Below are 14,602 nucleotides of genomic sequence, written 5' to 3'. Positions count from 1 at the left end.
ACATAACGCGAAGACAGGCGGAGAACCGAACATGTCAAATCAGTTGATGGCCGGCAAGCGCGGCCTCATCATGGGACTGGCCAATGACAAATCAATAGCATGGGGAATCGCCCGCGCCTTGTCGAATGCCGGGGCCGAGCTGGCCTTTTCCTATCAGGGCGACGCTTTGAAAAAGCGCGTCGACCCACTGGCGGCGCAATTGGCGAGCGAAATCGTTCTGCCCTGCGACGTCAGTGACGAGGCATCTATTGATGCGCTTTTTACGGCACTGGAAGAGAAATGGGGCAAACTGGACTTCGTCGTTCACGCCATCGGCTTTTCTGACAAGAACGAACTGCGCGGCCGGTATGTCGACACCAGCCGCGCCAATTTCAAACTGACGATGGATGTGTCGGTCTATTCTTTCACAGCAGTGATGCAGCGCGCAGAAAAGATGATGTCCGAAGGCGGTAGTGCCTTGACGCTTACGTACTACGGGGCCGAACAGGTCATGCCGCATTACAATGTGATGGGGGTTGCCAAGGCCGCGCTTGAGGCGTCGGTCAAATACCTGGCTGAAGATCTGGGCAAGGATGGCATCCGGGTGAACTCTATTTCAGCCGGCCCGATCAAAACTCTGGCCGCCAGTGGTATCGGTGACTTCCGCTATATCATGAAGTGGAATGAATATAACTCTCCCCTACGTCGGAACGTGACCATTGACGATGTCGGAAACTCGGCCCTGTATCTGTTGTCGGATCTGTCCAGCGGCGTAACCGGTGAAAACCTGCACGTGGATTCCGGGTATCATATTGTCGGCATGAAGGCCGTTGACGCACCGGACGTTGAAAAAGGTTAAGAACATGAGCGCCAAAGACCGCCTGCCCCACGAAAAAGGCTTTCACATCAGCTGGGACCAAATTCATCGCGATTCGCGAGCACTGGCTTGGCGTCTTGACGGGCAAGGGCCCGATGATGGCAACTGGCGGGGTGTTGTCGCGATCACGCGCGGGGGCATGGCGCCTGCAATGATCGTCAGCCGCGAACTGGACATCCGCACAGTCGATACGATCAGCGTACGTTCATACCACCATCAGGAACAGGGTGAGGCAGAGGTGTTGAAAGCTCCGGACGTCGATCTGATGGGTGACGGGACCGGTATTCTGATCATCGACGACCTTGTAGACAGTGGAAAGACGCTGGAACTGGTGCGGGATATGTATCCGAAGGCACATTTCGCAACGGTTTACGCCAAACCCAAGGGCCGCCCGATGGTGGATACCTTCATCACCGAGGTCAGCCAGGACACATGGATCTTTTTCCCATGGGATATGGCCCTTCAATATGTCGAGCCGTATCGCGGCACCGATTGATTCCAGAACAGTAGACCGCACATGACGCTCAGCCGTACCGCCGCTACATTCGCACCTCCGGTGATGGAGGCACGCCGATGGGTCGAGGGCGTTGCGTTCTCATCCGACCGCCCGTTGATCAACGTAAGCCAGGCGGCCCCGGTCGATCCGCCGCCGCTGGCCTTGCGGCAGGCCATGGCCGAGTTTGCCGTTCGCGAAGACAGCGCACATCTTTATGGCCCGGTTTTGGGCAATGACGATCTGCGCGCTGAACTGGCGGCGCAGATCAGTTCTCACTATGCAGCACAGGTAGATGCACCTCGGATCGCCATCACTTCAGGCTGCAATCAGGCGTTTTCGGCCGTGATATCGGCGATCACCGGCGAAGCGGATGAGGTCATTCTGCCAACCCCATGGTATTTCAACCATAAAATGTGGTTGGACATGGCCGGCGTACAGGCCGTGGACCTGCCGACCGGCGATGACCTTCTACCCGATCCAGAGCGTGCGCGCGGTTTGATTACGGACAAGACCCGCGCCATTGCACTGGTCACGCCCAACAATCCGGGCGGTGTCGAATACCCTGCCGAACTTGTCAGGGCCTTCTATAACCTGGCCCGTGAAACCGGGATTCGCCTGATCGTCGATGAAACCTATCGCGATTTTGACAGTCGCAGTGGCCCCCCTCATGATCTGTTTCAGCAACCAGACTGGGACGAAACCCTTGTCCACCTGTACTCTTTTTCCAAGGCTTATCGTCTGACGGGCCACAGGGTTGGCGCCATCGCGACAAGCCCGGCGCTGTTGGCCGAGGTGGAGAAATTTCTGGACACGGTCGCCATTTGCCCGGGCCAGATCGGCCAGTTCGCAGCGTTATGGGGGATGCAAAACCTGTCGCAATGGCTGGCCGGCGAGCGCGATGAAATTCTGGACCGCCGCGCAGCCATTGCAGAAGGGATTCCGGCGCTTGAAGTCCGGGGGTGGCGACTTTTGGGACTTGGAGCCTATTTCGCCTATCTCGAACATCCGTTTGACATGCCGTCGGATGAGTTTGCCCGTCGTCTGGTCAGCGAAGCAGGTGTGCTGCTGTTACCCGGCACCATGTTCATGCCGGATCATGACCCGGCCGGAAAACGACAGGTTCGCATTGCTTTTGCCAATCTGGATCGGGCCGGGCTGGGTCAATTGTTCGACCGGTTGCAGGACCTGTCCTTCTAAGCTTGCCCCTCGGCGGTGTGCGTCGTATTCAGGGCCGCAACCGACAGGGCAGAACTCTGCCGAAAAAACAAGAGGGCATCATGGCCGCAGGCGCTAAAAGTCTTTCGAAAACCTTTGTCTGGATTCTGATGGGCCTGCTGATGCTGGGCCTTGCGGGATTCGGCGCGGTCAACCTCAGCGGGACGATCCGCACAGTTGCGCAAGTCGGCGACGAAAGCATCTCGGTAGAAGATTATGTGCGCGAATTGCAGCGCGAGATCCGAGCGGTCGAAGCACAATCCGGGCAACCTTTGCAGATGTCGCAAGCGCGCGAGCTCGGTCTGGACCGAAACGCCCTTGCCCGCCTGACCGCTTTGGCAGCGCTGGATAACGAGGTCGGTCAGCTTGGGATTTCCATCGGCGATGAGAACCTTCAGCAAGAGATCATCTCGATTCCGGCGTTTCAGGGTGTCAACGGAACTTTTGACCGTGAATCCTATCGCTTTCAGCTGGAACAGGTCGGCATGACCGATTCCGAATTCGAATCCGATCTGCGCAAGGAATCCGCCCGAACGATCGTACAGGGCGCAATCATGGGCGGCGTGAAAATGCCGGCAACGCTGACGGACACGATGGTCGACTACATCGGTGCGCGGCGCAGCTTTACGGTCGCAACCGTTGGAACCGAAGCGCTGGATACACCCGTGACCGACCCAACGGATGCGCAGATCCAGACATTCTATGATGACAACGGTGACCAGTTTACGCTGCCCCGCACCAAGAAACTTAGCTATACGATTCTGTCGCCTGCAATGTTGGTTGACACGGTGGAAATCGACGAAGACGCGCTGCGGAAACTTTATGAAGAACGGTCCGACGAATACAACCAGCCCGAACGCCGCCTAGTTGAACGCCTGAACTTCTCGAACGAACAGGCCGCCAATGACGCTTTGGCGCAGCTTGAAGTTGGTGGCACGACCTTTGAACAGTTGGTTCGGGATCGCGATCTTGAACTCAACGACATCGATCTGGGCGACGTGACACGTGAGGATCTGGGCGATGCTGCGGACGCCGTATTTGCGGCCGAGCTTGACACAGTCGTAGGCCCGTTGCCTTCGGTGTTTGGTCCGGCCCTGTTCCGTGTCAACGGATCACTGGCCGCGAACAATGTTCCATTTGAAGAGGCCGAGCCGGCACTTCGGGAAGAGTTGGCGACGGAACGCGCCCGCCGTCTTATCGAGGCGCAATCCGAAGATATCAACGACATGCTGGCCGGCGGTGCCACTCTTGAAGAACTGGCTGAAGAAACCGAAATGGAACTGGGTCAGATCGACTGGACCCGCGACAGCGCTGAAGGCGTTGCGGCATATGACGGGTTCCGAGCGGCCGCGGAAGCTGTGCAGGAAGGGGATTTCCCTGAAATCGCATTCCTCGAAGACGGGTCAGTTTTTGCCCTGCGCCTGGACGAGGTTCTGCCGCGCCGCCCAGAACCACTGGAGAGCGCACGCGACCGTGTCGCTGCGGCCTGGCAACAGACCGAGGCCAACAAAGCCCTGCGGGAAAAGGCGGATGCCATACTGAACCAACTGGCCACTGACGGTGATTTTGCCACGACCGGTCTGCCCTTCCGCGTCGAAAACGCCCTGACCCGTACCGCGTTTCTGGATGACGTTCCTGCCGATTTCATGAACGAAGTATTCGCCATGGAACCCGGCGAGTTGCGCGTTATTGACGGCAACGGAGCGGCCTGGATTGTACGTCTGGATGAAATCCTGCCTCCGGAAGATACGGATGAACTGCGCCAGTTGCATGATGCCTTGAGCACACAGATGGATCAGGCTCTGGCACAGAATATTTTCAACGCCTACGTGCGTGATGCCCAGACCCGGGCGCGCCCCGTCGTGGATCAGCAGGCTCTGAACGCCGTGCAGGCGAGCTTTTAAACGAGACCGATATGGCCCTGACACCCGAATTCGACACCTTCGCGCGCGCCTATGAAGCGGGCGAAAACCAGGTGGTTTACACACGTCTGGCCGCCGATCTGGACACACCTGTGTCACTGATGCTCAAGCTGACGGGCGCGCAGAAAGACGCGTTCATGCTGGAATCGGTGACGGGCGGTGAGGTGCGTGGCCGCTATTCGATCATTGGTATGAAACCTGATCTGGTCTGGCGCTGTCGCGGCGAAACATCTGAGCTGAACCGCTCGGCCCGTTTCGATTCCGAGGCGTTCTCGCCTCAAGATGGCAACCCGATGGACAACCTGCGGGCGCTTCTGGCCGAAAGCCGAATGGAATTGCCCGATGACTTACCCCAGGCCGCTGCCGGGCTGTTCGGGTATCTGGGATATGACATGGTTCGTCTGGTGGAATGCCTTCCGGATGTGAACCCCGATCCCCTGGGTCTGCCCGATGCGATCATGCTGCGCCCGTCTGTCATCGCGGTGCTGGATGGGGTCAAGGGTGAGGTAACAGTGGTTTCACCCGCCTGGGCCAGTGACGGTCAATCCGCCAAAGCTGCGTATGCGCAGGCGGCTGAGCGTGTAATGGATGCGGTCCGGGATCTGGAACGCGCGATGCCCGCAGAAACCCGCGATCTGGGTGACGCGCGCGAAGTCGCCGCACCGGTGTCGAACTTTACCAAGTCCGGCTATATGGAGGCGGTTGAAAAAGCCAAGGAATACATCCGCGCGGGTGACATTTTCCAGGTTGTTCCGGCTCAACGCTGGACGCAGGATTTTCCGCTGCCGCCCTTCGCACTCTACCGTTCCTTGCGGCGCACGAATCCGTCGCCGTTCATGTTCTATTTCAACTTCGGCGGTTTTCAGGTCGTGGGCGCAAGCCCCGAGATTCTGGTACGTGTGTTTGGCAATGAAGTGACCATTCGCCCCATCGCTGGCACCCGCCCCCGTGGCGCGACGCCAGAAGAAGACAAGGCGAACGAGCTTGATCTGCTGGCCGACAAGAAAGAACTGGCCGAGCATCTGATGCTGCTGGATCTGGGCCGTAACGATACCGGTCGCGTTTCAAAGATCGGAACCGTACGTCCGACCGAAGAGTTCATTATCGAACGCTACAGCCACGTGATGCACATTGTGTCGAACGTGGTGGGCGAACTGGCCGAAGACAAAGACGCGCTAGACGCTTTCTTTGCCGGGATGCCGGCAGGCACGGTCTCGGGCGCGCCCAAAGTGCGCGCGATGGAGATCATCGACGAGCTGGAGCCTGAAAAGCGCGGCGTCTATGGCGGCGGCGTCGGCTATTTCAGCGCGGGCGGCGACATGGACATGTGTATCGCCCTGCGCACGGCCATCGTGAAAGACCAGAAACTCTATATCCAAGCCGGCGGTGGCGTCGTTTATGACAGCGATCCCGAAGCCGAGTTCATGGAAACCGTTCATAAATCCAACGCCATACGGCGCGCCGCGGCAGATGCCGCCCGGTTCACCGGGAACGGAAACGGCTAAAAAAACAAGGGCGGCCGATCAGATGATCACCGCCCCTTTTCGTTGCTTTCTGCGCGGTTCACTGCACCTGTTTCATCATAACAGCCGAGATCGGAGCCATTGCCACACGGTTGCCCCGATCTTCCAGCCCCCACAGCAACAGGGCTGAAATCGTCTCGGGACGCACGCGCCCCAGCATGACCACTGTCCCTTCCTGACCGGCACGGAAAGCGGCCTGATCCAGGAACCTGCGCATGATTTTGGGGTCCTGCCGTGCGCCGTCTATATCACGGAAAACGACACTGGACGGAATTCCGTTTCGGGCCGCCAGCTTCTGCACAGTGTTGAGCCCATTGTCCTGCGTAATCAGCCCCCGGCCGGTTCCCGCAGCAATCGCAGCGACCTGATCGGCCAGTTTGCGATTGCCCTGAATCCCGCTGTTCACGCCTTCCAAAATACCTACTGTTTCCGGCAGGGTATCCAGCCACACCGACAGCGACACTTCGGCATCCTGTGCGCTTGCCGCCTCGGGCAGATCCGCCAGGGCCAGCACCTCGAACCCGGCCTCGCGGTGACGTGCCATCTTTTCTGCCGCGTCAGGATCCGATGGGTTCACGGCGAAGCTGATCGGATACGGAAAGTCCTGCAACGCCTCGGACCCGAAAGCGCCCTCGTCATCAATCAGAATGATCGACATCAACGGCTTGGCTTCGGGGTTTTCGAACTTTGCCGCAAAACGCTCGATCGGTTTGGCCGATTTCGGCTGTTCAACCGAGGCCTGTTCCACGACGGGCTCGTCATCGCGTTCCGTCAACGGTGCGACACGTTTTCCGATAAATGAACTGGCACTTGCTTCCTGCTCACCCCCGATCTGGGGCAGCGCAGCAATACGCGGCAGTTCGCGTGGCAGGGTGTCTTCATCCCCTTCCACAGCAATCGGGCTGTTTTCAAAGGGGTTCTGTTCTTCGGCCTCTGTCGTCTCTGGCTCCGGTTCTGGCACGGCCTGTGGCAGAGGGTCTGGTTCGGGCGCAAGAACGGCCACCTCGGTGTTCTCGGGCTCTGCTGGCGGGGCCGGTGTTTCATCACTTACGGCAGGCAGCGCATCGTCTGGCTGAATCGCCGGAACCTGACTTGGCTCTGGCAGGGCGGCAGGTGCTTCGGTCACAAAAGACACTTCATTTGCACCTGCTGCTTCCGGTTGGTTCAGCGCGTCCGTTGCCGCGCCAACAACTGGCTGAGAATCGACTGATGTTTCCAGACCCGACAGATCGGCCAGATCCTCGCCGGCGTCATCGGCGGCTTCTGGCGCACGCGGAGCCAGTTCCACGAGGTCAGCATCGGAACCAGCCTCAGCCACTTCAGCCGGAGCCTCTGGTGTTTCAGAAATCGTCGGCGCCGGTGCTTTGGTTGCGACAACCGGGGTATTCACCATCGGCGTCTTGAGAGACACGACCGCACCCAAGATCAAAACAACGACCGCCCCAGCGACCATTCCTCCGAAAAATCCGCCCATTTTCCTGCCTTTCGCCTCTTTCATCTGCCTCGTCCAGCTCTGCGCCATCTGGTGTGGCGCTCGGCCAATTGAACGCGTCAGAAACGGTATGTCCTCTTGACGCTGCCGCTCAAGCCTGAGCATGTATGTGCGGACATTATACCGTGGCCCGGGGCTGCATCGCCAGCCCGAAATGCCCAAGCGAAGATAAGTGCCCATATGCTGCTGCTGATCGACAACTACGACTCGTTTACCTACAATTTGGTACATTATTTAGGCGAACTTGGTGCCGAAATGGTCATTCGTCGCAATGATGCGCTGGATGTGCAGGAAGCGATGGCCATGAACCCTGCCGGCATCCTGCTGAGCCCCGGTCCCTGCGACCCGGATCAGGCGGGGATTTGTCTTGCACTGACACAAGCTGCTGCCGAAACCAAAACACCACTATTGGGGGTTTGCCTGGGCCATCAGACCATAGGTCAGGTGTTTGGCGGCAAGGTGGTTCGATGTCACGAGATCGTTCATGGCAAGATGGGCACGGTGAAGCACACCGGCAAAGGCCTGTTTGCCGGACTGCCCTCACCCTTTGAAGCAACCCGGTACCATTCGCTGGTGGTCGAGCGCGAGACCCTGCCCGATTGCCTGGAGATTACGGCCGAGCTGGACGACGGCACCATCATGGGACTGCAACACAAGGAATTGCCGATCCACGGTGTGCAGTTCCATCCGGAATCCATTGCTTCTGAGCATGGTCACGCCCTTCTCAAGAACTTCCTGCAAGAACTGAAAGTCCCGGCATGAGCGACGCGCTTAAACCGCTGATCGGAGCCGCTGCCGATCGCCCTTTGACTCGTGATGAGGCCGAAAAGGCCTTTGCCATATTGTTCGATGGCGAAGCCACGCCCAGCCAGATCGGCGGTTTGCTCATGGCCATGCGGACGCGCGGTGAGACGGTCGATGAATATGCTGCGGCCGCGGCCGTGATGCGCGCGAAATGCAATGCCGTGAACGCACCTGAGGGAGCGATGGATATCGTAGGCACCGGTGGCGATGGCAAAGGCACCCTGAATATCTCGACCGCGACAGCCTTTGTCGTGGCCGGTGCTGGAGTAACGGTCGCGAAACACGGCAATCGCAACCTGAGTTCTAAATCCGGCGCGGCGGACGCATTAGGCCAGATGGGCATCAATGTCATGGTTGGCCCACAAGTCGTTGAGAACGCGCTGAAAGACGTCGGGATTGGCTTCATGATGGCGCCAATGCACCACCCTGCCATCGCCCACGTAATGCCGACCCGGCAGGAACTGGGAACGCGCACGATTTTCAATATTCTTGGCCCCCTGACCAACCCTGCTGGCGTCAAACGACAATTGACCGGCGCCTTCAGCCGCGATCTGATCCGTCCGATGGCCGAAACGCTTGGCCTGCTGGGGTCGGACCGGGCCTGGCTGGTGCATGGCTCGGACGGGACGGACGAGCTTACGATCACCGGCATCAGCTGGGTCGCCGCCCTGGAAGACGGGATCGTGAAAGAGGTCGAACTGCACCCAGAAGACGCAGGTCTTCCCGTGCATCCTTTCGAAGAAATCATCGGTGGCACACCCGAGGAAAACGCCGTTGCGTTCCGGGCTTTGCTGGACGGTGCCCCGTCAGCGTATCGTGATGCCGTGCTGCTGAATTCGGCCGCCGCTCTGGTCGTCGCAGAGGCCGCAAACGATCTGCGCGAAGGCGTGGCCATGGCTGCTGACAGTATCGACAGTGCCAATGCCAAAAACAAAATCACGGCCTTGGCCGCCAAGACACAGGAAGCCGCATGACCGAAACCGTTCTGGACAGAATCAAAACCTACAAACTGGAAGAAGTCGGGGCGGACAAAGCCCAGAAATCTTTGGAAACACTGGAAGATGAGGCACGGGCCGCCTCGGAAACACGTGGATTTGCGAAGGCTCTGCAATCCGCATCTCGCCAAGGCTATGGCCTGATCGCAGAGATCAAGAAAGCCAGCCCGTCCAAGGGTCTGATCAGACCTGACTTTGATCCACCCGCTCTTGCAAAGGCTTATAAAGATGGTGGCGCGGCGTGTTTGTCCGTCCTGACTGACACCCCTAGTTTTCAGGGCAGGAAAGAGTACCTGACGCAAGCACGCGAGGCGACATCTCTGCCCGCTTTGCGTAAGGATTTCATGTACGACCCGTATCAGGTGGTCGAAGCACGCGCCCTAGGTGCGGACTGTATTCTGATCATCATGGCCTCGGTCAGTGATGATCAGGCGGCTGAACTGGAAAACACTGCATTCGATTGGGAGATGGACGTTCTGATCGAAGTCCACGACGAAGCAGAGCTTGAACGCGCGGCACAACTGAAAAGCCCTCTGATCGGTATCAACAACCGCAATCTGAAGACATTCGAGACAACGCTCGACACGACGCGTCGCCTGTCCAAGCTGGTGCCCGCCGATCGCACCATCGTTTGCGAAAGCGGACTGAGCACGCCAGACGATCTGAGGGACATAGCGCGGTATGGGGCCCGCTGCTTTTTGATCGGTGAAAGTCTGATGCGCCAGGACGATGTCGAAGCGGCAACGCGTCACATCCTGTCTAAACCGCTGATCCCCGGAGTAATGTGATGCCGCTGACCCATTTCGATGCCCAAGGTCAGGCGCATATGGTCGATGTCTCGGACAAGGACGTGACAGATCGTGTCGCCGTCGCCGCAGGTCACATCAAGATGGCGTCAGAAACCTTTGAACTCATTTCGGAAGGCCGCGCCAAGAAAGGCGATGTTCTGGGCATTGCCCGTTTGGCCGGCATTATGGGCGCCAAGAAAACGCCGGACCTTATTCCGTTGTGTCACCCTCTGCCGGTGACCAAAGTGGCGGTCGAGCTGACACTTGACCCGGATCTGCCGGGTGTTCTGATCGAGGCCACCGTCAAGACCTCGGGCCAGACCGGGGTTGAGATGGAAGCGCTGACCGCCGTATCGACAGCCGCCTTGACGGTATACGACATGACCAAGGCCGTCGATAAGGCGATGGAAATAGGCGGCATTCGCGTTCTGCTTAAAGATGGTGGTAAGTCAGGGCGTTACGAGGCAAAATGATTACTGTCGAAGAGGCGCGCGCCCTGCTGTTCGATCTTGTGGGACCATTGCCGGCAGAAGAGGTTCCACTGACCCAGTCCGCAGGGCGTGTTTTGTCGCGGGACGTCACGGCCACGCGGGACCAACCGCCTTTTGCCGCGTCTTCGATGGATGGCTATGCAGTCAAGTCTGACGAGGTCGAACCGCACGCCATGTTCAAAGTTGTGGGCGAGTCAGCAGCCGGACGTCGTTTTGAGGGCACTGTAGGCCCCGGACAGGCAGTTCGCATCTATACTGGCGCCCCCGTGCCCGATGGCGCGGATTTCGTTGTGATTCAAGAGGATACAGACCGCCGCAATGATCTTCTTACAATCACGGAAACACCCGGCACCAAAACGAACATCCGACCCGCTGGCGTGGATTTCAAGGCTGGCACATCCATATCCGCACCGCGTTTGATCCGCGCTGAAGATGTTGCCTTGATGGCCGCGATGAATATCCATCGAGCCCCGGTCTCACGCAGGCCCGTGATCGCCCTCATCTCGACCGGTGACGAGTTGGTCATGCCTGGGGAAGAACCCGGCCCGGATCAGATCATTGCCTCGAACACATTCGGCCTGCAGGCAATGCTCGAAGGATTGGGCGCTCTGGTTCGCGTGCTTCCAATTGCACGCGACACAGTATCATCGCTTGAAACCGCCTTCGAACTTGCGCGGGGTGCAGACCTTGTCGTGACGATCGGCGGGGCGTCGGTTGGCGATTATGACCTCGTGTCGGACGTCGCGCAGGGGTTGGGGATGAAGCAATCTTTCTACAAGATCCGAATGCGCCCCGGAAAACCCCTGATGGCCGGTCGTATCGGCGAAGCGGCCATGGTCGGGTTACCGGGTAATCCGGTCAGCGCCATGGTCTGCGGCTATCTGTTTCTGGCTCCGATGGTGCGCCGGATGCTGGGGCTTGAACAGGTGCTGCCCCCCTTCCGCACAGCACGGCTGAGAGGTCCCCTGCCGGAGAACGGGCCGCGCGAACACTATATGCGCGCCGTGGTCACTGATGCCGGAATCGAAACTTGCGCAGATCAGGACAGTTCCCTTCTCAGTGTACTGGCCCAGTCCAACGCGCTGTTGGTCCGTGCCCCACACGATCCGGCGCGCGACATCGGGGAAATGGTTGAATACCTGCCGATCTAGGATGTTCTCAAATTTGTTGACACAAAACGTGAACATGCGTAGAACAAAAGAAAACGCATGAGCGACGAGGTGTGAGCGATGCTGACCAAGAAGCAATTGGATTTGCTGGAATTCATCCACAAACGCGTGCAGGCGGACGGTGTTCCGCCCAGTTTTGATGAAATGAAGGCTGCTCTCGACCTGCGGTCGAAATCCGGCATTCACAGGTTGATCACCGCATTGGAGGAACGCGGGTTTATCCGCCGCCTTGCCCATCGCGCTCGCGCTATTGAGATTGTGAAATTGCCCGAAAGCCTTGGCGGCGAGCCGACGGCCGGCTTCACGCCCCGCGTTATCGAAGGCGACAGGCCCAAGGGCCCTCGCCCTGCGAATGTAGAACCTGTATCGGTGGACGCGCTGGAGTTGCCAGTCATGGGGCGGATCGCAGCCGGTGTTCCCATCGAAGCGATCAGCCATGTTTCGCATCACGTGGCCGTCCCTGGCCCCATGGTTTCGGGACAGGGTCAGCACTATGCATTGGAAGTTCGCGGCGACTCGATGATCGACGCTGGCATCAATGACGGTGATGTGGTCGTCATTCGGGAAACCTCGACCGCGGATAACGGTGACATCGTCGTTGCCTTGGTCGAGGATCAGGAAGCGACCCTCAAGCGGTACTTCCGCCGCGGCAATGCAATCGCGCTGGAGGCTGCAAACCCGGCCTATGAAACGCGCGTCCTGCCCGACGAGAAGGTCAAGGTTCAAGGCAGGTTGGTCGGACTGATCCGCACCTATTGAGCCTGCTTGGAATGACGGTCCCAGGCAGGTTTCGGGGACCAAAGCCGATGGCCGGTCATGTCTGCGCTTGAGGTCAGCTTTCCGTTCGAAACTGACAGGCTGCCGGTATTGTACAACCGTTCCGGATCAAATACCCCGCACGAACCTTGCAGGGTAAGCGCAACAGCCGAGATGATGATCTGGTTATCCCGACATTCATCAAAGGCCTGCGCCGCCCTTTTTCCGGTGATGTGGATGATCTCATAGTCCTTCAGCGGGTATCGTTGAACGATGCTGCTGTTCGGCCATCTGAGCGCCGCCTCGATCTGATCAACGCCGTCTCCGTCATTTTCAAGCCAGACACCGGCGACAAACCCGCTTCCTTTGCTTTTGCTGAGGGCCCTGCCCTTTTCGGTCATCACGCCCACCAATCCGCCGTTTTCCGCAATCAGGACATCCGGTCTGTGCCCCGAGTTCCAAAGCAGAAATGCCAAGACAACAGGCATTGCTCCGGCCCATCGCGCTTTTCGCTGCCATAAGGCCATCCATAAGGCGCCAAATGCGACCAGGGGCAGGATGTACCAAGGCGGGCTGACAACAAAACTCTGCGCGCCCTCCAGGTGCGACACCCAGCCGGAAACCGTAAGGATCCAATGCAACGCCCACCCCATGACAGTCAGGGCAATTGCCTCCAGTCCAAACGGGGCCAGAAGCGCCGCAAAGACGGCAGAGGGCACGACAAAAAGGCCCATGACAGGTACGGAAAGCAGGTTTGCCAGCAGACCGTAATGGGACATCGTATTGAAATGCGCCGCACCAATGGGGGCTGTCGCAAGCCCAGCAATTGCAGATGACATCACCACGCCAACGACTGGTTTTAACCAGTTTGGGCCGGGCAACGGGCCTGCCTCTCGCAACGCTCCGAAGACTGCAACCAACGCTGTGGTTGCGGCGAACGACATTTGAAATCCGGGGCTCAGCAGCGACTCGGGTCGAAGAACCAGCACGATTACTGCGGCAACAGCAACCGCACGCAGCGAAATCGCACGTCTGTCGATCAACACGGCACCCAGCATCACACTGACCATGACAAAGGCGCGTTCGGTCGCAACGTTGCCCCCGGACAACAACAGATAAAGGGTTGCGGCACAAAGCGCGAGCAAAGCGGCCACTTTCCGAACTGGAAGTCTCAACGCCACAGGAGGGCACAGCGACAGACCCAATCGGCAAGCCACGAACACGAAACCGGTCAAAAGCCCCATATGGAGCCCGGAAATGGCCAGCAGATGCGCCAGATTTGAAGCCCGCAAGGATGATAACATCTCCTGCCCCATCCCACTGCGATCTCCGGTGGTGACGGCCGCGGCAAATCCACCGATTTCTCCGGGCAGGATCTGCCTTACCCGCTGCGAAATGGCCATGCGGATCGCAGTGACCCGAATGCCGTCGATCCCCTCTGTCGCTGGTGCGATGGTCATGACCGGGACGCGGGTATAGCCGACCGCGCCCAATCGTTGAAACCAGGCATGGCGGCGAAAGTCGAACCCTCCGGGCTCTACCGGGCCTTGCGGCGGCGAAAGATGACCCGTGGTCATAATACGCTGCCCCGGAGCGATAGTGCCCGCCGGACCATGAACGGAAAGACGGATGCGCTGCGGCCTGCGCTCCTGAGGTACATCCCCTATACGTACCTGATCAAGCGTCAACCGCAACGCATCCGAGGCAGACCGATCCATGGCGACGACCCTCCCCTCGACAGGGCCATAATATCGCCACGACAGAACCGGCTCTGCCACCATATGGGCGCGAACACCTGCAAGAATGAAACCTGCAGTGATCAGCGCGCCCCCGATTGCCAACGTTCCCACCCCCGGTGGCAGCCGGCGGCACAAGGCGACAAGAGCGATTCCAAGACAGGCAAGGCCGGAATAAACTGACCAATCCGGCTCGACGCTGACGCCGAAATACAGACCAATCCCCGTTGCCAGCAAAACCGGCGTCCAGGGGAACAGGTACCCTGTCTGATGCAGCAGCGCGGCCTCGACCCGTGCAAGAACACGCATGGTTGCCCCCGTCCTTCGGGCTCGTTAGACAGGCGTCAAACTATGCCAGA

Annotated in this window: 13 protein-coding genes; 11 read left to right on the top strand and 2 right to left on the bottom strand. The window is 58.8% G+C overall.

Going from position 1 to position 14,602, the window contains the following annotated elements; genetic code table 11:
• Nucleotides 1-31: 31 nt before the first annotated feature.
• The 5 genes from fabI to trpE all read left to right on the top strand — a co-directional run bounded on the left by fabI (nucleotide 32) and on the right by trpE (nucleotide 5,994).
• Nucleotides 32-838 carry an enoyl-ACP reductase FabI gene (gene fabI, locus AC2FFA_RS19075; RefSeq protein ID WP_299893634.1) on the top strand — a complete coding sequence of 269 codons (807 nt, stop codon included), beginning with the start codon at nucleotides 32-34 and terminating at the stop codon, nucleotides 836-838.
• Nucleotides 839-842: 4 nt separating this feature from the next.
• Nucleotides 843-1,352, top strand: a complete 510-nt coding sequence (gpt, locus tag AC2FFA_RS19070) for a xanthine phosphoribosyltransferase (RefSeq protein WP_117868852.1) — start codon at nucleotides 843-845, stop codon at nucleotides 1,350-1,352.
• A gap of 21 nt (nucleotides 1,353-1,373) precedes the next feature.
• On the top strand, nucleotides 1,374-2,549 hold the full coding sequence (locus AC2FFA_RS19065; protein ID WP_496676100.1) for an aminotransferase: 1,176 nt from the start codon (nucleotides 1,374-1,376) through the stop codon (nucleotides 2,547-2,549).
• A gap of 80 nt (nucleotides 2,550-2,629) precedes the next feature.
• Nucleotides 2,630-4,471: a peptidylprolyl isomerase gene (locus AC2FFA_RS19060; RefSeq protein WP_496852802.1), complete on the top strand. Its 1,842-nt coding sequence runs from the start codon at nucleotides 2,630-2,632 to the stop codon at nucleotides 4,469-4,471.
• A gap of 11 nt (nucleotides 4,472-4,482) precedes the next feature.
• Nucleotides 4,483-5,994 (top strand): anthranilate synthase component I, encoded by a 1,512-nt coding sequence (trpE, locus tag AC2FFA_RS19055; protein ID WP_496852801.1) that lies wholly within the window; start codon nucleotides 4,483-4,485, stop codon nucleotides 5,992-5,994.
• 58 nt (nucleotides 5,995-6,052) lie between these two features.
• Here trpE and AC2FFA_RS19050 read toward each other — a convergent pair whose 3' ends face one another.
• Nucleotides 6,053-7,510, bottom strand: coding sequence for a polysaccharide deacteylase family 2 protein (locus AC2FFA_RS19050; RefSeq protein WP_254683796.1), 1,458 nt, complete (start codon nucleotides 7,508-7,510; stop codon nucleotides 6,053-6,055).
• Between the two features lie 174 nt (nucleotides 7,511-7,684).
• Here AC2FFA_RS19050 and AC2FFA_RS19045 point away from each other — a divergent pair, with 174 nt between their 5' ends.
• The 6 genes from AC2FFA_RS19045 to lexA all read left to right on the top strand — a co-directional run bounded on the left by AC2FFA_RS19045 (nucleotide 7,685) and on the right by lexA (nucleotide 12,510).
• Entirely contained in the window at nucleotides 7,685-8,266 is a 582-nt protein-coding gene (locus AC2FFA_RS19045; RefSeq protein WP_257600807.1) for an anthranilate synthase component II, read from the top strand.
• Complete coding sequence (gene trpD / locus AC2FFA_RS19040) at nucleotides 8,263-9,282, top strand: anthranilate phosphoribosyltransferase (protein WP_496852798.1); 1,020 nt, start codon at nucleotides 8,263-8,265, stop codon at nucleotides 9,280-9,282. Before AC2FFA_RS19045 ends, trpD begins: the two co-directional genes overlap by 4 nt.
• Nucleotides 9,279-10,091, top strand: a complete 813-nt coding sequence (gene trpC / locus AC2FFA_RS19035; RefSeq protein WP_496852797.1) for an indole-3-glycerol phosphate synthase TrpC — start codon at nucleotides 9,279-9,281, stop codon at nucleotides 10,089-10,091. Before trpD ends, trpC begins: the two co-directional genes overlap by 4 nt.
• The gene (gene moaC / locus AC2FFA_RS19030) at nucleotides 10,091-10,564 is read left to right on the top strand and encodes a cyclic pyranopterin monophosphate synthase MoaC (protein WP_496852796.1); all 474 of its coding nucleotides are present in this window, start codon (nucleotides 10,091-10,093) and stop codon (nucleotides 10,562-10,564) included. Before trpC ends, moaC begins: the two co-directional genes overlap by 1 nt.
• Nucleotides 10,561-11,733, top strand: coding sequence for a molybdopterin molybdotransferase MoeA (locus AC2FFA_RS19025; protein WP_496852795.1), 1,173 nt, complete (start codon nucleotides 10,561-10,563; stop codon nucleotides 11,731-11,733). The genes moaC and AC2FFA_RS19025 overlap by 4 nt, the downstream gene beginning before the upstream one ends.
• A gap of 78 nt (nucleotides 11,734-11,811) precedes the next feature.
• The gene (lexA, locus tag AC2FFA_RS19020) at nucleotides 11,812-12,510 is read left to right on the top strand and encodes a transcriptional repressor LexA (RefSeq protein ID WP_299893653.1); all 699 of its coding nucleotides are present in this window, start codon (nucleotides 11,812-11,814) and stop codon (nucleotides 12,508-12,510) included.
• Here the strand turns inward: lexA and AC2FFA_RS19015 are convergent.
• The gene (locus AC2FFA_RS19015; protein ID WP_496852793.1) at nucleotides 12,504-14,552 is read right to left on the bottom strand and encodes a ComEC/Rec2 family competence protein; all 2,049 of its coding nucleotides are present in this window, start codon (nucleotides 14,550-14,552) and stop codon (nucleotides 12,504-12,506) included. The genes lexA and AC2FFA_RS19015 overlap by 7 nt on opposite strands.
• Between the last annotated feature and the right edge of the window lie 50 nt (nucleotides 14,553-14,602).

It is taken from the genome of Ruegeria sp. YTSB088, from assembly GCF_059609825.1.
Note: the sequence above shows the minus strand (reverse complement) of the source record. Positions and strands in the feature narration are given on the sequence as shown.